Source organism: Streptomyces sp. NPDC059875 (assembly GCF_042731085.1).
Taxonomy (GTDB): Bacteria; Actinomycetota; Actinomycetes; order Streptomycetales; family Streptomycetaceae; genus Streptomyces.
In genome coordinates this window covers 1-17,582 of the sequence record NZ_JBHWJZ010000067.1, presented here as the reverse complement: position 1 = coordinate 17,582, position 17,582 = coordinate 1, and the positions used below count along the sequence as shown (strand labels likewise).

The 17,582-nt window shown below is 71.2% G+C and carries 15 protein-coding genes; 1 reads left to right on the top strand and 14 read right to left on the bottom strand.

The features are described from left to right. Positions 1 to 119 precede the first annotated feature (119 nt). The 14 genes from ACFV9D_RS38095 to pyrR form a co-directional block, all read right to left on the bottom strand. A complete protein-coding gene (locus tag ACFV9D_RS38095; RefSeq protein WP_385157424.1) occupies positions 120 to 2,264 on the bottom strand; it encodes a primosomal protein N' in 2,145 nt (714 codons plus the stop codon). A gap of 102 nt (positions 2,265 to 2,366) precedes the next feature. Beyond that, entirely contained in the window at positions 2,367 to 3,575 is a 1,209-nt protein-coding gene (metK, locus tag ACFV9D_RS38090; RefSeq protein ID WP_385157421.1) for a methionine adenosyltransferase, read from the bottom strand. A gap of 211 nt (positions 3,576 to 3,786) precedes the next feature. After that, positions 3,787 to 5,052, bottom strand: a complete 1,266-nt coding sequence (coaBC, locus tag ACFV9D_RS38085; RefSeq protein ID WP_385157418.1) for a bifunctional phosphopantothenoylcysteine decarboxylase/phosphopantothenate--cysteine ligase CoaBC — start codon at positions 5,050 to 5,052, stop codon at positions 3,787 to 3,789. A 108-nt stretch (positions 5,053 to 5,160) separates the two neighbouring features. Further along, the gene (gene rpoZ, locus ACFV9D_RS38080) at positions 5,161 to 5,433 is read right to left on the bottom strand and encodes a DNA-directed RNA polymerase subunit omega (protein WP_005319902.1); all 273 of its coding nucleotides are present in this window, start codon (positions 5,431 to 5,433) and stop codon (positions 5,161 to 5,163) included. A 70-nt stretch (positions 5,434 to 5,503) separates the two neighbouring features. Then, positions 5,504 to 6,067, bottom strand: coding sequence for a guanylate kinase (gene gmk, locus ACFV9D_RS38075; protein WP_385157415.1), 564 nt, complete (start codon positions 6,065 to 6,067; stop codon positions 5,504 to 5,506). A gap of 49 nt (positions 6,068 to 6,116) precedes the next feature. Further along, positions 6,117 to 6,440, bottom strand: coding sequence for an integration host factor (locus tag ACFV9D_RS38070; RefSeq protein ID WP_030693098.1), 324 nt, complete (start codon positions 6,438 to 6,440; stop codon positions 6,117 to 6,119). A 273-nt stretch (positions 6,441 to 6,713) separates the two neighbouring features. Further along, positions 6,714 to 7,553, bottom strand: coding sequence for an orotidine-5'-phosphate decarboxylase (gene pyrF / locus ACFV9D_RS38065; RefSeq protein WP_385157411.1), 840 nt, complete (start codon positions 7,551 to 7,553; stop codon positions 6,714 to 6,716). Then, positions 7,550 to 8,659: a quinone-dependent dihydroorotate dehydrogenase gene (locus tag ACFV9D_RS38060; protein WP_385157408.1), complete on the bottom strand. Its 1,110-nt coding sequence runs from the start codon at positions 8,657 to 8,659 to the stop codon at positions 7,550 to 7,552. The genes pyrF and ACFV9D_RS38060 overlap by 4 nt, the downstream gene beginning before the upstream one ends. Positions 8,660 to 8,715: 56 nt before the next feature. Further along, positions 8,716 to 12,024, bottom strand: coding sequence for a carbamoyl-phosphate synthase large subunit (gene carB, locus ACFV9D_RS38055; RefSeq protein WP_385157405.1), 3,309 nt, complete (start codon positions 12,022 to 12,024; stop codon positions 8,716 to 8,718). Continuing rightward, complete coding sequence (gene carA / locus ACFV9D_RS38050; RefSeq protein WP_385157403.1) at positions 12,017 to 13,159, bottom strand: glutamine-hydrolyzing carbamoyl-phosphate synthase small subunit; 1,143 nt, start codon at positions 13,157 to 13,159, stop codon at positions 12,017 to 12,019. Before carA ends, carB begins: the two co-directional genes overlap by 8 nt. Further along, positions 13,156 to 13,728 carry a hypothetical protein gene (locus ACFV9D_RS38045; RefSeq protein ID WP_385157400.1) on the bottom strand — a complete coding sequence of 191 codons (573 nt, stop codon included), beginning with the start codon at positions 13,726 to 13,728 and terminating at the stop codon, positions 13,156 to 13,158. Before ACFV9D_RS38045 ends, carA begins: the two co-directional genes overlap by 4 nt. Then, the gene (locus ACFV9D_RS38040) at positions 13,725 to 15,011 is read right to left on the bottom strand and encodes a dihydroorotase (protein WP_385157397.1); all 1,287 of its coding nucleotides are present in this window, start codon (positions 15,009 to 15,011) and stop codon (positions 13,725 to 13,727) included. The genes ACFV9D_RS38045 and ACFV9D_RS38040 overlap by 4 nt, the downstream gene beginning before the upstream one ends. Before the next feature lie 2 nt (positions 15,012 to 15,013). Beyond that, a complete protein-coding gene (locus tag ACFV9D_RS38035; RefSeq protein ID WP_385157394.1) occupies positions 15,014 to 15,988 on the bottom strand; it encodes an aspartate carbamoyltransferase catalytic subunit in 975 nt (324 codons plus the stop codon). A gap of 93 nt (positions 15,989 to 16,081) precedes the next feature. Beyond that, positions 16,082 to 16,645 carry a bifunctional pyr operon transcriptional regulator/uracil phosphoribosyltransferase PyrR gene (gene pyrR, locus ACFV9D_RS38030; RefSeq protein WP_385157391.1) on the bottom strand — a complete coding sequence of 188 codons (564 nt, stop codon included), beginning with the start codon at positions 16,643 to 16,645 and terminating at the stop codon, positions 16,082 to 16,084. 254 nt (positions 16,646 to 16,899) lie between these two features. Between pyrR and bldD the strand changes: the two genes are divergently transcribed. Continuing rightward, complete coding sequence (gene bldD, locus ACFV9D_RS38025) at positions 16,900 to 17,400, top strand: transcriptional regulator BldD (RefSeq protein ID WP_017242229.1); 501 nt, start codon at positions 16,900 to 16,902, stop codon at positions 17,398 to 17,400. Positions 17,401 to 17,582 lie beyond the last annotated feature (182 nt).

Below are 17,582 nucleotides of genomic sequence, written 5' to 3'. Positions count from 1 at the left end.
CCTGCCCCTCCGAGTGCCCCCCCCCCGGGCGCCCTCCCGGGCCCCCCCAACGGGCTCCCCCCGCCGGCGACCGTTTTTGGGGCGCCCGCCCCGTGACGGGGTGGGCGACCGAAGCCGTGTCAGCCGATGTCCGGGGGGTCGACTCGCACCCGTACCGGCTCCCCGCCGCCCCGGGCCAGCCGCGCCGCCTGCGCCTTCTTCAGCGCCGCGGCCAGCGCCGCCCCGTTGCCCGGCGGGACGCGGACGAGGGCGCGCTCCCACTGCTCCCCGGGCGGGGTGTCGCCCGGTCGACGAGGGCCGCCGGCCCGTACGACGGGCAGCGGAACCGGGCCCAACACCTCGGCGTCGCCGGGCAGTTCGGCCGCCATCAGGAATGCTGCGACCGCCTCCGGCGGACCGGACACCGCCGCCATCCGGGACACCGGCGGGAAGCCCAGCTCCGCCCGCTCCGCCAGCTCGCGCTGGGCGTGGCCGACGGGGTCCCAGCGCACCAGGGCCTGCACCGGCCGCAGGGTGGGTTCCGCGACCACCACGACCGTGCCGCCCTCGCCCTGCCCCCGTACGAGCGAGGCCGCGTCGATCCAGCGACGCAGCGCCTCCTCACCCGCGCGCAGGTCGGGGCGGCCGAGCATGGCCCAGCCGTCGAGGAGCAGCGCGGCCGCGTAACCGCCCTCGGCGACCGGCTCCGCGCCCGGTGTGGAGACCACCAGCGCGGGCCGCCCGGGCACGCTGTCCAGGACGTGGTCCCGTCCCGAGGTCCGCACCGGCACCGCCGGGAACGCCCGGCCCAGCTCCTCCGCCGTCCGTCGCGCACCCACGATCTGGGCCCGCAGCCGCGTCGCACCGCACTCCACGCAGTGCCAGTCCGGCGCTCCCTGCCCGCACCAGCCACACCGCAGCTCCTGCTGCTCGGGCGCCTCCAGGGGCCCGGCGCAGTGCCGGCAGCGGGCGGGCGTCCGGCAGCGTTCGCACGCCAGCCTCGGTACGTAGCCGCGCCGCGGGACCTGGACGAGCACCGGGCCCGTCTTCAGGCCCTCTCGTACGGCCTGCCAGGCCAGCGAGGGCAGCCGCGCGGCGCGGGCGGCCTCGTCGCGGGCCAGCTCGCCGTCGCCCACGGTCCGTACGAGCGGGGCCGCGGCCCGCACCTGATCGCGGCCGGCGACCAACGGCGCGGCCCAGCCGGACTCCACGAGCTGTGCGGCCTCGACCGTGCAGCTGGTGGAGCCGAGCAGAAAGGCGCACTTGTCGTGGGCTGCGCGCAGCAGCAGGACGTCACGCGCGTGGGGCTGCGGGGCGTGCGGCTCGCTGTGGCTGCCGTCGCCGTCGTCCCAGATGGCGACCAGCCCGAGGTCCCGTACGGGTGCGAACATCGCCGCCCGTGTGCCGACGACCGCGCGCACGGAGCCCCGCCGTACCGCGAGCCACTGGCCGTAGCGCTTCTCCGGCCCCGTCTCCGCCGTGAGCAGCGCGTGCCGTCCCGGCCCCAGGAGCGCCGTCAGCGCCGCGTCCACCCGAGACGCGGCCCGCCCGTCGGGTACGACGACCAGCGCGCCCCGGCCCGAGGCGAGGGTCGCGCCCACGGCGCGGGCCAGCTCCTCGGCCCAGTACGGTCCCGGCAGCGCGTTCCACACGGCCCGCGGCGCTCGGCCCCGGGCCAGCGCGTCCAAGAACGCCGGACCGCGCTCGTACCGGCCCCAGCTGCCCGCCTCCGGCGCGGCGGGCGGCGGCAGGGGCTCCGGGGACGCCTTCGCCTCCGCCCGGGCGCTGCGGGGCGGGATCGCCAGCTGGAGCACGTCCGCCAGGCTCCCGGCGTACCGGTCGGCCACCGCCCGCGCGAGCCCCAGGAGCTCGGCGCTCAGCACCGGCTCGGGGGACACGACGTCGGCGAGGGCGGCCAGCGCCCCCTTGTAGTCCGACTCGGCCCGCCGCTCGATCAGGAAGCCGTCGATCAGCCGGCCGCCCTCGCGCCGCCCGTCCCTGACCTGGTGCGCCCCGGCCCCGAACCGCACGCGCACCCGCACCCCGGGCTGCGCGACGGCGTCCAGCTCCTCGGGCACGGCGTAGTCGAAGAACTGGTCGAGGTGCAGCACCCCCTTGTTGACCACGACCCGCGCCACGGGCAGCTCCTTGGCCAGCGCGGCCCCCCGCCACGTGCGCGGCTTGGCCCGCGGCACCTTCGCCTTCCGTACGGACTCCCGAATGAGCGCGAGCTGCTCGTGCGGCTCACCGGCCGCACCCTCGGGCGTCTCGTTCTCGCTGCTCACAGCCCCATACCTACCAGACCGCACCGACAGCCGGACATGGCCGGACATGCCGAAGCCCGGCACACCGTGGCGTGCCGGGCTTCGGTCTCGTTCAGCGGTCGCTTACAGGCCCGCGGCCGTGCGCAGCGCGTCCACGCGGTCCGTGCGCTCCCAGGTGAAGTCGGGGAGCTCGCGGCCGAAGTGACCGTACGCCGCGGTCTGGGCGTAGATCGGGCGCAGCAGGTCGAGGTCGCGGATGATCGCGGCCGGGCGGAGGTCGAAGACCTCGCCGATGGCGTTCTCGATCTTCTCGGTCTCGATCGTGTTGGTGCCGAAGGTCTCGACGAAGAGGCCGACGGGCTCCGCCTTGCCGATCGCGTACGCGACCTGGACCTCGCAGCGCGAGGCGAGGCCGGCGGCCACGACGTTCTTGGCGACCCAGCGCATGGCGTAGGCGGCCGAGCGGTCGACCTTGGACGGGTCCTTGCCGGAGAAGGCGCCGCCGCCGTGGCGGGCCATGCCGCCGTAGGTGTCGATGATGATCTTGCGGCCGGTGAGGCCGGCGTCGCCCATGGGGCCGCCGATCTCGAAGCGTCCGGTCGGGTTGACCAGCAGGCGGTAGCCCTCGGTGTCCAGCTTGATGCCGTCCTCCAGGAGCTGCGCGAGCACGTGCTCGACGACGAACTCACGGATGTCGGGCGCGAGCAGCGACTCGAGGTCGATGTCCGAGGCGTGCTGCGAGGAGACGACGACCGTGTCGAGGCGGACGGCCTTGTCGCCGTCGTACTCGATGGTGACCTGGGTCTTGCCGTCGGGGCGCAGGTACGGGATGGTCCCGTTCTTGCGGACCTCGGTCAGGCGCTTGGACAGCCGGTGGGCGAGGTAGATCGGGAGCGGCATCAGCTCCGGGGTCTCGTCCGACGCGTAGCCGAACATCAGGCCCTGGTCGCCGGCGCCCTGCTTGTCCAGCTCGTCCTCGTCGCCCTCGACGCGCTTCTCGTACGCCGTGTCGACGCCCTGCGCGATGTCCGGGGACTGCGACCCGATGGAGACCGAGACGCCGCAGGACGCGCCGTCGAAGCCCTTCTTCGAGGAGTCGTACCCGATCTCGAGGATCTTGTTCCGTACGAGGGTGGGGATGTCGGCCCACGCCTTCGTGGTCACCTCACCGGCGACGTGCACGAGGCCGGTGGTGATCAGCGTCTCGACGGCGACGCGGGAGGTGGGGTCCTCGCGGAGGAGCGCGTCGAGAATGGTGTCGCTGATCTGGTCAGCGATCTTGTCGGGGTGACCTTCGGTCACGGACTCCGAAGTGAACAGACGACGGGACACAATGCTCCCTGGGGTTGCAGCGGCTGCTGGCTCAACAATGTCGGACGGCAGGGGGCTGCGCCCCGCGACGTACCGCGACCAGTCTACTGGGCGTGCTCGGGCATTGGGCCAGGTGTCTCGCAAGGTGGGAGCCGGAGCCTCATGGAATCCGGCCTCCCACGCGTCACGAACACCCGTTCCGGTCACCCGAGAGGACCGGATTCACGGCATTTCACTCGGCCGTGACGGTGAAATCCGGACGATCATGAGATTCGCCGGAATTCGACGCGGGCATGGGCCGCAGGCGTGGTGCGACGAGATCCCAGACCGTCTCGGCGAGGGCTTCCTTCGGCCCGTACGGTACGGGCGTGTCGGCGCCGTCGGCCGCCAGCACCACGGCCTCGTTCTCCTCGGATCCGAAGGTCTTGCGCTCCCCCACCTCGTTGACCACGAGCAGGTCGCAGCCCTTGCGGCGCAGCTTCTCGCGGCCGTTGGCGAGGACGTCGTCGGTCTCGGCGGCGAAGCCGACGATCACCTGGCCGGGCAGCGCGCGGTCGGCGGAGATCTCGGCCAGGATGTCGGGGTTGCGGACCAGCTCGACGATCGGCGCGTCGACGTCGCCCCGCTTCTTGATCTTGCCGGGCGCGTAGACCGCGGGCCGGAAGTCGGCGACGGCTGCCGCCATGACCACGGCGTCGGCGTCGGCCGTCGCCTTGAGGACGGCCTCGCGCAGCTGGACGGCGGTACCGACATGGATCACGTCGACGCCGGCCGGGTCGGGGATGCCGGTGTTGGCCTCGACGAGGGTGACCCGGGCGCCGCGGGCCGCGGCGGCCTTGGCGAGGGCGTAGCCCTGCTTGCCGGAGGAGCGGTTGCCCAGGTAGCGGACCGGGTCGAGGGGCTCGCGGGTGCCGCCCGCGCTGACCACGACGTGGCGGCCGACGAGGTCGGGGGCGGCGGCGCCGCGCTGGAGGATCCGCCGGCAGACCTCGAAGATCTCGGCGGGGTCCGGCAGTCGGCCCTTGCCGGTGTCGACGCCGGTCAGCCGGCCGACGGCGGGCTCGATGACGACGGCGCCGCGGCGGCGGAGCGTGGCCACGTTCTCCTGGGTGGCCGGGTGCTCCCACATCTCGGTGTGCATCGCGGGGGCGAAGACGACCGGACAACGGGCGGTGAGCAGCGTGTTCGTCAGGAGGTCGTCGGCGAGGCCGTGGGCGGCCTTGGCGAGCATGTCGGCGGTGGCGGGGGCCACCACGACGAGGTCGGCGGCCTGCCCGATCCGCACGTGCGGGACCTCGTGGACGGACTCCCACACCTCGGTCGAGACGGGGTTGCCGGAGAGGGCGGACCAGGTGGCCGCACCGACGAAGTTCAGGGCGGAGTCGGTCGGCACGACCCGTACGTCGTGGCCCGACTCGGTCAGCCGCCGGAGCAGCTCACAGGCCTTGTAGGCGGCGATGCCGCCGCTGACGCCCAGAACGACCTTCGGCTTGGTCACGACTGCCACTCCCCGCACTCGGATGCGTACTCGGATGCGTACGCATCCATGAGACACCACAGGCCCGGCGGATGTTCCGCCGGGCCTGTGGTGAGAAACGTTACGTGCTTACTGCGCCGGGCCCTCGATGGCCTCGGAGGTCAGCAGACCCGCGTTGATCTCGCGCAGGGCGATCGAGAGCGGCTTCTCGTGGACGTGGGTGTCCACGAGCGGACCGACGTACTCGAGCAGGCCCTCGCCGAGCTGCGAGTAGTACGCGTTGATCTGGCGAGCGCGCTTGGCCGCGTAGATCACGAGGCTGTACTTCGAGTCGGTGGCCTCGAGCAGCTCGTCGATCGGGGGGTTGATGATGCCCTCGGGCGCGGTGATGGAAGAGGACACTCTCTTGCCTTCCGAAGAAACTTCTGGGTGAGCTGATCGGGATGATCAGATCCAGGCGATCAGAAAAAGATCAAACAACGTTCATCAAGGCTAGCAGCTCACGCGCCACGTCCTCGACGGAGGTGTTGACCAGGGTGGTGTCGAACTCCGGCTCGGCGGCCAGTTCGATCTTGGCGGCGTCCAGCCGGCGCTCGATGACCTCGGGCGACTCGGTCCCGCGACCGGTGAGCCGGCGGACCAGCTCGTCCCAGCTCGGCGGGGCCAGGAAGACCAGCTGGGAGTCCCGCATGGACTCCTTGACCTGTCGGGCGCCCTGGAGGTCGATCTCCAGGAGGACGGGCTCGCCGGCCTCCAGGCGCTCCAGGACGGCGCGACGCGGCGTGCCGTAGCGGTTGCCCGCGAACTCGGCCCATTCGAGGAGTTCCCCGTTGGCGACCAGCTTGTCGAATTCGTCGTCCGTGACGAAGAAGTACTGGACGCCGTGCTTCTCGCCGGGGCGCGGCTTTCGTGTCGTGGCCGACACCGAGAGCCAGACCTCGGGGTGGACCTTGCGCATATGAGCGACGACCGTGCTCTTGCCCACCCCGGAGGGGCCGGAGAGCACGGTCAGCCGCGGACGTACCTCTGCTGCCATGCAGCGATTATTCCAGCTTTACGGGGGTGCCTGGGACGGCAGTCCCGTCTCAGGCGCCGGTGCTGCCGAACTCGCGCTCCAGGGAGGCGATCTGGTTGGAACCGAGCCCGCGCACGCGGCGGCTCTCGGAGATGCCGAGCCGCTCCATGATCTGCTTGGCGCGGACCTTGCCCACGCCCGGGAGCGACTCGAGCAGCGCGGAGACCTTCATCTTGCCGATGACGTCGTTCTCCTGGCCACTCTTGATCACCTCGTGGAGCGAGGCGCCGGAGTGCTTGAGTCGATTCTTGACCTCGGCCCGCTCCCGGCGAGCCGCGGCGGCCTTTTCGAGCGCGGCTGCGCGCTGTTCAGGGGTAAGGGGCGGAAGAGCCACGCCTACGTCACCTCGGATGTCGAACTGTCGGATACGGACCGGTGAGGAACCTAGTCGCCCCACACCAGTGGAGCAACGATCAACGAGTGACCGCTGAACGCTGACTCTGCCCCGGAGACTAGCGGCCAATGCCTCTCCAGTCAGCGAGAACAAGCGAAAAGTCCTGGTCAGCATCGACCGACCAGGACTTTTCGGGCATTACGACCGAGTTTTGAGCCAAGTTCTTGCCAAGGAGTGAGACGGCCCCGACCTGCGGATTGGCCCGGCGGGCGGTCAGACGGCGACGGCCTCGCGGATTTCGGTCGCGTAGCGCTCCGCGGAGGTCCGCAGGGCGGCGGCGTCCGGGCCGTGCTTCAGGACGCCCCGGCTGACGTTCGGGACCACGTTGCGGACGGCGGCGCCGAAGACGGCCGGAAGGTCGGCCGGGGTGGCGCCCTGGGCACCGAGGCCGGGGGCCAGGAGCGGGCCGTTGATGTCCAGGTCGAAGGAGGACAGGTCGCCGAGCGTCGCACCGACGACCGCGCCGAAGGAGCCCATCGGGGTCTCCCCCGCGTTCTCCTCGGCGAGGTGGGCGAGCATGGTCGCGCCGATGGTGCGCCCGTCCTCGCGGACGGCACGCTGGACCTCCGCGCCCTCCGGGTTGGAGGTCAGCGCGAGGACGAACAGGCCCGCGCCGCTCTCCCGCGCCAGGTCGACGGCCGGCTTCAGCGAGCCGTAGCCGAGGTACGGGGAGACCGTGAGGGCGTCCGAGAACAGCGGGGAGTCCTTCCGGAGGAAGGTCTCGGCGTAGGCGGCCATGGTGGACCCGATGTCGCCGCGCTTGGCGTCCATCACGACCAGGCCGCCCGCGGCCCGCAGATCGGCGACGGCGCGCTCCAGGACGGCGATGCCGCGCGAGCCGAAGCGCTCGAAGAACGCGGACTGCGGCTTGAAGACGGCCACGGTGTCCGCGAGCGCCTCGACGACCGTGAAGGTGAAGCGCTCCAGGCCCGCGATGTCGTCGGTCAGGCCCCAGGCGTCGAGCAGGGCGGCGTGCGGGTCGATGCCGACGCAGAGGGGACCACGCCGGTCCATGGCGGAGCGCAGGCGCGAGCCGAACGGTTCCAGAGTCACTTCGCGGCCTTTCGGTTGTCGGCGCCGACGGCCTCGGCGAGGGTGGCGTACGGGGAGGCGGCGAGGCGCGCCGCGAGGCCCTTGTGGATCGCGCGGGCGTAGAACGGGCCCTCGTAGATGAAGGCGCTGTAGCCCTGGATCAGGGTGGCACCGGCCAGGATGCGCTGCCAGGCGTCCTCGGCGTTCTCGATGCCGCCGACGCCCACGAGGACGAGGCGGTCGCCCACGCGCGCGTGGAGGCGCCTGAGCACCGCCAGGGAGCGCTCCTTGACGGGCGCGCCGGACAGGCCGCCGGTCTCCTTGATCAGGGCCGGGTCGGACTTCAGGCCGAGGCCCTCGCGGGCGATGGTGGTGTTGGTGGCGATGATGCCGTCGAGGCCGAGCTCCAAGGCCAGGTCGGCGACCGCGTCGACGTCCTCGTCGGCCAGGTCGGGGGCGATCTTGACCAGGAGCGGGACGCGGCGGTCGGTGACCGTGCGGTCGGCGGCTTCCCGTACCGCCGTGAGCAGCGGGCGCAGCGACTCGGTGGCCTGGAGGTTGCGCAGGCCCGGGGTGTTCGGGGAGGAGACGTTGACGACGAGGTAGTCGGCGTGCGCGGCGAGGCGCTCGGTGGACTTCACGTAGTCGGCGGCCGCCTCGGCCTCGGGGACGACCTTGGTCTTGCCGATGTTGACGCCGACGACCGTCTTGAAGACCGGCACGCGCGCGTGGAGGCGCTCGGCGACGGCGGCGGAGCCCTCGTTGTTGAAGCCCATGCGGTTGATCAGGGCGCGGTCCGGGACCAGCCGGAAGAGGCGCTTCTTGGGGTTGCCGGGCTGGGCCTCGCCGGTGACCGTGCCGATCTCGACATGGTCGAAGCCGAGCATCGACATGCCGTCGATGGCGACGGCGTTCTTGTCGAAGCCGGCCGCGAGACCGAAGGGGCCGTGCATCCGCAGGCCGAGGGCCTCGGTGCGCAGCTCCTTGTACCGGGGCGCGAGGACGGCGGCGACGAAGGTGCGCAGCACCGGAACGCGGGCGGCCAGGCGGATCCAGCGGAAGGCCAGGTAGTGGGCCTGCTCCGGGTCCATCCGCTTGAAGACCAGGTTGAAGAAGAACTTGTACATGTGGGGTGTCCTCAGCAAGAGGGGGACACCGTTTCCGGTGTCCCCCTCGTGGGTTGCTAGTCGCGGGCCGCGGTCAGGTGTTCCGCGTGTTCCTGGAGCGAGCGGACGCCGACGTCGCCGTGGCCGAGCGCCTCGATGCCCTGGACGGCCGCGGCGAGCGCCTGGACCGTGGTGAGGCACGGGACGGAGCGGGCCACCGCCGCCGTACGGATGTCGTAGCCGTCGAGGCGGCCGCCGGTGCCGTACGGGGTGTTGACGATGAGGTCGACCTGGCCGTCGTGGATCAGCTGGACGATCGTCTTCTCGCCGTTCGGGCCCTCGCCCTCGGACTGCTTGCGCACGACGGTGGCGTTGATGCCGTTGCGCTTGAGCACCTCGGCCGTGCCCGAGGTGGCCATCAGCTCGAAGCCGTGGGCGACCAGCTCGCGCGCCGGGAAGATCATCGAGCGCTTGTCGCGGTTGGCGACGGAGATGAACGCGCGGCCCTTGGTGGGCAGCGGGCCGTAGGCGCCGGCCTGCGACTTGGCGTAGGCCGTGCCGAAGACCGAGTCGATGCCCATGACCTCGCCGGTGGAGCGCATCTCCGGGCCGAGGACGGTGTCCACGCCGCGGCCGTGGATGTCGCGGAAGCGCGTCCACGGCATCACGGCCTCCTTGACGGAGATCGGCGCGTCGAGCGGCAGGGTGCCGCCGTCGCCGGTCTTCGGGAGCAGGCCCTCCTCGCGCAGCTCGGCGATGGTGGCGCCGAGCGAGATGCGGGCGGCTGCCTTCGCGAGCGGGACGGCGGTCGCCTTCGAGGTGAAGGGGACGGTCCGGGAGGCGCGCGGGTTGGCCTCCAGGACGTACAGGATGTCGCCGGCCATGGCGAACTGGATGTTGATCAGTCCGCGGACGCCGACGCCCTTGGCGATGGCCTCGGTGGAGGCGCGCAGGCGCTTGATGTCGAAGCCGCCGAGGGTGATCGGGGGCAGGGCGCACGCCGAGTCGCCGGAGTGGATGCCGGCCTCCTCGATGTGCTCCATGACGCCGCCGAGGTAGAGCTCGTGGCCGTCGTAGAGGGCGTCGACGTCGATCTCGATCGCGTCGTCGAGGAAGCGGTCGACCAGGACCGGCCGGGTGGGGCTGATCTCGGTGGACTCGGCGATGTACGACTCCAGGCGGGTCTCGTCGTAGACGATCTCCATGCCGCGGCCGCCGAGCACGTACGAGGGGCGTACGAGGACGGGGTAGCCGATCTCGTCGGCGATGGCCTTGGCGCCCGCGAAGGTGGTCGCGGTGCCGTGCTTCGGCGCGGGGAGCCCGGCCTCGGCGAGGACCTGGCCGAAGGCGCCGCGGTCCTCGGCGGCGTGGATGGCCTCCGGGGAGGTGCCGACGACGGGTACGCCGTTGTCCTTGAGCGCCTGGGAGAGACCCAGCGGGGTCTGGCCGCCGAGCTGGACGACGACACCGGCGACGGGGCCGGCCAGCGTCTCGGCGTGGACGATCTCCAGCACGTCCTCGAGCGTCAGCGGCTCGAAGTACAGGCGGTCGGAGGTGTCGTAGTCGGTGGAGACGGTCTCCGGGTTGCAGTTGACCATCACGGTCTCGTAGCCCGCGTCGCTGAGCGCGAAGGAGGCGTGGACGCAGGAGTAGTCGAACTCGATGCCCTGGCCGATGCGGTTCGGGCCGGAGCCCAGGATGATCACGGCGGGCTTCTCGCGCGGCGCGACCTCGCTCTCCTCGTCGTAGGACGAGTAGAAGTACGGGGTCTTGGCGGCGAACTCGGCCGCGCAGGTGTCGACCGTCTTGTAGACCGGGCGGACGCCGAGGGCGTGCCGGACCTCGCGGACGACGTCCTCGCGCAGGCCGCGGATCTCGGCGATCTGGGCGTCGGAGAAGCCGTGGCGCTTGGCCTCGGCCAGGATCTCCGGGTGCAGCTTCTCGGACTCGGCCAGCTCGTCGGCGATCTCCTTGATGAGGAAGAGCTGGTCGACGAACCACGGGTCGATCTTCGTGGCGTCGAAGACCTCCTGCGGGGTGGCGCCCGCACGGATCGCCTGCATGACGGTGTTGATGCGGCCGTCGGTCGGGCGGACCGCGTCACGGAGCAGCTCGGCCTTGTCCCCGGGCTCGCCGACGAAGGTGAACTGCGAGCCCTTCTTCTCCAGGGAGCGCAGGGCCTTCTGCAGCGCCTCGGTGAAGTTGCGGCCGATGGCCATGGCCTCGCCGACCGACTTCATGGTGGTGGTGAGGGTGGAGTCGGCCTGCGGGAACTTCTCGAAGGCGAAGCGCGGGGCCTTGACCACGACGTAGTCGAGCGTGGGCTCGAAGGACGCCGGGGTCTTCTCCGTGATGTCGTTGGGGATCTCGTCCAGCGTGTAGCCGACGGCGAGACGGGCCGCGATCTTCGCGATCGGGAAGCCGGTCGCCTTGGAGGCGAGGGCGGAGGACCGGGAGACGCGCGGGTTCATCTCGATGACGATGATCCGGCCGTCGTCCGGGTTGACCGCGAACTGGATGTTGCAGCCGCCGGTGTCGACGCCGACCTCGCGGATGATCGCGATGCCGATGTCGCGCAGCCGCTGGTACTCGCGGTCGGTGAGGGTCATCGCCGGGGCGACGGTGATCGAGTCACCGGTGTGGACGCCCATCGGGTCGAAGTTCTCGATGGAGCAGACGACCACGACGTTGTCGTTCTTGTCGCGCATCAGCTCCAGCTCGTACTCCTTCCAGCCGAGGATGGACTCCTCCAGGAGCACCTCGGTGGTGGGAGACAGGGTCAGGCCCTGGCCGGCGATGCGGCGCAGCTCGTCCTCGTCGTGGGCGAAGCCGGAGCCGGCGCCACCCATCGTGAAGGAGGGGCGGACGACGACGGGGTAGCCGCCGAGCGTCTCGACGCCCTTGAGGACGTCGTCCATGGAGTGGCAGATCACGGACCGGGCGGATTCGCCGTAACCGATCTTGGCCTTGACGGCCTCGACGACGCCCTTGAAGAGGTCGCGGTCCTCGCCCTTGTGGATGGCCTCGACGTTGGCGCCGATGAGCTCGACGCCGTACTTCTCGAGGACACCCTGCTCGTGCATGGAGATCGCGGTGTTGAGCGCGGTCTGGCCGCCCAGGGTGGGCAGGAGGGCGTCGGGGCGCTCCTTGGCGATGATCTTCTCGACGAACTCGGGCGTGATCGGCTCGACGTAGGTCGCGTCGGCGATCTCCGGGTCGGTCATGATCGTGGCCGGGTTGGAGTTGACCAGGATCACCCGCAGGCCCTCGGCCTTGAGGATGCGGCAGGCCTGGGTGCCGGAGTAGTCGAACTCGGCGGCCTGTCCGATGACGATCGGGCCGGAGCCGATGACCAGGACGGACTGGATATCGGTGCGCTTAGGCACGCTCGGCCTCCATCAGGGATACGAAGCGGTCGAAGAGGTACGCGGCGTCGTGCGGGCCCGCGGCCGCCTCGGGGTGGTACTGGACGGAGAAGGCCGGCTGGTCGAGCAGCTGGAGGCCTTCCACCACGTTGTCGTTCAGGCAGACGTGCGAGACCTCGGCACGCCCGTAGGGGGTCTCGGAGACCTTGTCGAGGGGCGCGTCGACGGCGAAGCCGTGGTTGTGCGCGGTGACCTCGACCTTGCCGGTCGTACGGTCCTGGACCGGCTGGTTGATGCCGCGGTGGCCGTACTTCAGCTTGTAGGTGCCGAAGCCGAGCGCGCGGCCGAGGATCTGGTTGCCGAAGCAGATGCCGAAGAGCGGGGTCCTGCGCTCCAGGACGGCCTGCATCACGGAGACCGGGTGGTCGGCGGTGGCCGGGTCGCCCGGGCCGTTGGAGAAGAACACGCCGTCCGGGTTCACCGCGTACACGTCCTCGACGGTGGCGGTGGCGGGGAGGACGTGCACCTCGATGCCGCGCTCGGCCATCCGGTGCGGGGTCATGCCCTTGATGCCGAGGTCGACGGCGGCGACGGTGAACTTCTTGGTCCCGATCGCCGGGACGACGTAGGTCTCCTTGGTGGCGACCTCGGCGGAGAGGTCGGCGCCCTTCATCTCGGGGGCCTGGCGGACCTCGGCGAGCATGGTGCCCTCGTCGGGCAGCGCGTTGCCGGAGAAGATGCCCACGCGCATGGCGCCGCTCTCGCGCAGGTGGCGGGTGAGGGCGCGGGTGTCGATGCCGGAGATGCCGACGACGCCCTGGGCGGCGAGCTCCTCGTCCAGCGAGCGCTTGGCGCGCCAGTTGGAGGAGACGCGGGCGGGGTCGCGGACGACGTAGCCGGAGACCCAGATGCGGGAGGACTCGGGGTCCTCGTCGTTGACGCCGGTGTTGCCGACGTGCGGGGCGGTCATCACGACGACCTGGCGGTGGTACGACGGGTCGGTGAGGGTCTCCTGGTAGCCGGTCATGCCGGTGGAGAACACGGCCTCGCCGAAGGTCTCCCCCACGGCCCCGTAGGCGCGACCGCGGAAGATGCGGCCGTCCTCCAGGACGAGTACGGCGGGAACTTTGCCAGTTCCCCGGGTGGAGGTCGTCATCGTGCGGTGCCTTCCGTCGTGCTTGCGTGGTTCATGGAGTTGATGGCCTCGACCCAGGCGGCGTGCTCGGCCGCGCGGTCGGACCGGAAGCCGGAGTCGAGGAGCTTCTCGCCGTGCGCCCAGGTGACGATCAGCAGCCCGCCCTCGGCGAGGACCTTCCCGGCGATGCCCTTGTCGAGGCGGGCCTCGCGCAGGGCCGCGGCCGGGATGAAGAAGTCGGTGGCACCGGGCCGAGCGACCTCGATCCCCGCGTCCGTGAGCGTGAGCTCGACGCGGCTGCGGGTGCCCAGACCGTGGGCGACGATCCGGTCGAGCCACTGCCCTGCGGTCGTGGACCCGTGGTAGCGCCCGCTCAGAGTCAGTTTCGCCTCGCCGCGCGCGTCCGGCGCGGTGGGGAGCTCGGGGAGGTCCGACTGGAGGCTGCCGCGCCATTTCCATCCCTGGCGCATCAGCCAGTAGACGAAGGCGATGAAGAGCAGGAGTCCCGCGACCCAGCCGAGCCGTCCGGCCCAGTCGGTCACCTCCGCCGACTTCTTCTCGGCCTCGGCGGCCAGATCGATGAGTGTCACGCCAGCTTCCCGTCCACGACCGTTGCCCGGCCCCGCAGGAAGGTGTGGGTGATACGTCCCGGCAGCTCGCGACCCTCGTAGGGGGTGTTGCGGCTGCGGGAGGCGAAGCCCGCGGGGTCCACGAGACCACGGTATGCCGGATCGACCAGCGTCAGGTTCGCGGGCTCACCTGCCGAGACGGGGCGTCCGTGGTCCTTGGCCTGCCCGATCTGCGCGGGCTTGACGGACATCCGGTCGGCGACGCCCGCCCAGTCGAGCAGTCCGGTCTCGACCATCGTCTGCTGGACGACGGAGAGCGCGGTCTCCAGGCCGACCATGCCCATGGCGGCCGCGGCCCACTCGCAGTCCTTGTCCTCGTGCGGGTGCGGGGCGTGGTCGGTGGCGACGATGTCGATGGTGCCGTCGGCCAGCGCCTCGCGGAGCGCCATCACGTCACGCTCGGTGCGCAGCGGCGGGTTGACCTTGTAGACCGGGTTGTAGCTGCGGACCAGCTCGTCGGTGAGGAGGAGGTGGTGCGGGGTGACCTCGGCGGTGACGTCGATGCCGCGGGACTTGGCCCAGCGGACGATCTCGACCGAGCCGGCCGTGGAGAGGTGGCAGATGTGCACCCGGGAGCCGACGTGCTCGGCGAGGAGGACGTCGCGGGCGATGATCGACTCCTCGGCGACGGCGGGCCAGCCGCCGAGGCCGAGCTCGGCCGAGACGACGCCCTCGTTCATCTGGGCGCCCTCGGTGAGGCGGGGCTCCTGGGCGTGCTGGGCGACGACGCCGCCGAAGGCCTTCACGTACTCCAGGGCGCGGCGCATGATCACGGCGTCGTCGACGCACTTGCCGTCGTCGGAGAAGACGGTGACGCCCGCGGCGGAGTCGTGCATGGCGCCGAGCTCGGCGAGCTTCTTGCCCTCCAGGCCGACGGTGACGGCGCCGATGGGCTGCACGTCGCAGTAGCCGGACTCCTTGCCGAGCCGGTAGACCTGCTCGACGACGCCGGCGGTGTCGGCGACCGGGAAGGTGTTGGCCATGGCGAAGACGGCGGTGTAGCCGCCGGAGGCGGCCGCCCGGGTGCCGGTGAGGACGGTCTCGGAGTCCTCGCGGCCGGGCTCGCGCAGGTGGGTGTGGAGGTCGACCAGGCCCGGGAGGAGGATCCGTCCCTCGGCCTCGATCACCGTCGCGTCCTCGGCGGACAGGCCCGTGCCCACCTCTGCGATGGTCTCGCCGTCGATCAGGACGTCCTGGGCCTCGCCGCCGAGCACCTTCGCACCACGGATCAGGATCTTGCTCATGATTACTTGCTCTCCTCGGTACGGGTGGCGGCGGACTCGTTGCCGCCCAGCAGCAGGTACAGGACGGCCATCCGGATGGAGACGCCGTTGGCGACCTGCTCGACGACCGTGCAGCGGTCGGAGTCGGCGACCTCGGCGGTGATCTCCATGCCGCGGACCATGGGTCCGGGGTGCATGACGATGGCGTGCTCGGGCATCTTCGCCATCCGCTCGCCGTCGAGCCCGTACCGCCGCGAGTACTCGCGCTCGGTCGGGAAGAAGGCGGCGTTCATCCGCTCGCGCTGCACACGCAGCATCATGACGGCGTCGGACTTCGGCAGCACGCTGTCGAGGTCGTAGCTGACGGCGCAGGGCCAGGTCTCGACGCCGACGGGGACCAGGGTGGGCGGGGCCACCAGGGTGACCTCGGCGCCGAGGGTGTGCAGCAGGTCGACGTTGGAGCGGGCGACCCGGCTGTGCAGGACGTCGCCCACGAGGGTGATGCGCTTGCCGGCGAGGTCCTGGCCGAGGCCGGCGTCGCGGCCGACGAGGCGGCGGCGCATGGTGAAGGCGTCGAGCAGCGCCTGGGTGGGGTGCTGGTGGGTGCCGTCGCCGGCGTTGATGACGGGGGCGTCGATCCAGCCGGAGGTGGCGAGCCGGTAGGGGGCGCCGGAGGCGCTGTGGCGGATGACGACGGCGTCGACGCCCATCGCCTCCAGGGTCTGGGCGGTGTCCTTGAGGGACTCGCCCTTGGAGACGCTGGAGCCCTTGGCCGCGAAGTTGATCACATCGGCGGAGAGGCGCTTCTCGGCGGCCTCGAAGGAGATCCGGGTGCGGGTGGAGTCCTCGAAGAACAGGTTGCAGATCGTTCGGCCGCGCAGGGTGGGCAGCTTCTTGATCGGCCGGTCGGCCACCCGGGCCATCTCCTCGGCGGTGTCGAGGATGAGGACGGCGTCGTCGCGGGTGAGGTCGGCGGCCGAGATGAGGTGACGCATCATCGGGTTTCTCTCCGTGGTGGCGAGATGTGAGGGCGTGCGGGCGCGCAGGGGCGTGCCCTGGCCCCGTCGGGGAGCCGGTCCGGCTCGTTCCGGCTAGGCGCTGGTCTTGCTGCCGAGCAGCACGGTGTCGCGACCGTCCTCTTCGGCGAGCTGGACCTTGACCGTCTCCCGCAGCGACGTGGGGAGGTTCTTGCCGACGTAGTCGGCGCGGATCGGGAGTTCGCGGTGGCCGCGGTCGACGAGGACCGCGAGCTGGACGGCGCGGGGGCGGCCGATGTCGCCGAGCGCGTCGAGCGCGGCGCGGATCGTGCGGCCGGAGAAGAGCACGTCGTCGACGAGGACGACGAGGCGGCCGTCGATGCCGTCACCGGGGATCTCGGTGCGACCGATGGCGCGCGCGGGCTTCATCCGCAGGTCGTCGCGGTACATGGTGATGTCGAGGGAGCCGACCGGGATCGTGCGTCCGGTGATCTCGGCGAGCTTCTCGGCCAGCCGGCGGGCGAGGAAGACGCCACGCGTGGGGATGCCGAGGAGGACCACGTCGTCGGCGCCCTTGGCGCGCTCGACGATCTCGTGGGCGATGCGGGTCAGTACCCGCGCGATGTCCGGGCCCTCGAGAACGGGGCGTGCGGCATCGGTGTGCTGCTGTGCGTCCATATGAAACGGACCTCCTTCTCCGCCTCACGGGACGGACCTTAAAGGACGTCGGATTTGCGCCATCGACTCTACCAGGGGCGGGTGCCTGCCCTGCTCACCACCCTCCCACCACACCGGGCGCCGTCCCCCGGGAGGGGGCGGTATGGACCATTCGGCTTGACGGGAAAGAGTAACGCTGCGTAACCTCACAGTGAGTTACCAGCCACGCGGCGGAGCCGCACGTTGTCTACAGCGTCCAGCGTCCGGGGAGCTATATGTCCAGCGAATACGCAAAGCAGCTCGGGGCCAAGCTCCGTGCCATCCGCACCCAGCAGGGCCTTTCCCTCCACGGTGTGGAAGAGAAGTCCCAGGGCCGCTGGAAGGCCGTCGTCGTCGGCTCGTACGAGCGTGGTGACCGCGCCGTGACGGTGCAGCGCCTCGCCGAGCTTGCGGACTTCTACGGCGTTCCGGTGCAGGAGCTCCTGCCCGGCACGACCCCGGGCGGGGCCGCTGAGCCGCCGCCGAAGCTCGTTCTCGACCTCGAGCGCCTGGCCCACGTCCCGCAGGAGAAGGCCGGCCCCCTGCAGCGCTACGCGGCGACGATCCAGTCGCAGCGCGGCGACTACAACGGCAAGGTGCTGTCGATCCGCCAGGACGACCTGCGCACGCTCGCCGTCATCTACGACCAGTCCCCCTCGGTGCTGACCGAGCAGCTGATCAGCTGGGGCGTCCTTGACGCGGACGCGCGCCGCGCGGTCGCCCACGAGGACAACTGAGCAGAACGACTGAGCAGAAACGTTGCCGCCGGGGCGGGAAGGGCCTGAGGGCCTTTCCCGCCCCGGCGGTTTCGCGCGGTCCGGGTGGTACACGAAGGGGCCCCCAGCCCGATGTTGAGCCGGCCCCCTCCACTGACCGGAGCGCCGGGTAACGCGTCCCGGCGCCGGCCCGGCCTCAGGTC

Excerpts from the sequence above, each read along its gene's own strand:
- gmk (WP_385157415.1), bottom strand. The coding sequence starts at position 6,067 with ATGGCAGCAGAGGTACGTCCGCGGCTGACCGTGCTCTCCGGCCCCTCC.
- ACFV9D_RS38060 (WP_385157408.1), bottom strand. The coding sequence starts at position 8,659 with ATGTACAAGTTCTTCTTCAACCTGGTCTTCAAGCGGATGGACCCGGAG.
- carA (WP_385157403.1), bottom strand. The coding sequence starts at position 13,159 with ATGACGACCTCCACCCGGGGAACTGGCAAAGTTCCCGCCGTACTCGTC.
- ACFV9D_RS38040 (WP_385157397.1), bottom strand. The coding sequence starts at position 15,011 with ATGAGCAAGATCCTGATCCGTGGTGCGAAGGTGCTCGGCGGCGAGGCC.
- ACFV9D_RS38035 (WP_385157394.1), bottom strand. The coding sequence starts at position 15,988 with ATGATGCGTCACCTCATCTCGGCCGCCGACCTCACCCGCGACGACGCC.
- pyrR (WP_385157391.1), bottom strand. The coding sequence starts at position 16,645 with ATGGACGCACAGCAGCACACCGATGCCGCACGCCCCGTTCTCGAGGGC.
- bldD (WP_017242229.1), top strand. The coding sequence starts at position 16,900 with ATGTCCAGCGAATACGCAAAGCAGCTCGGGGCCAAGCTCCGTGCCATC.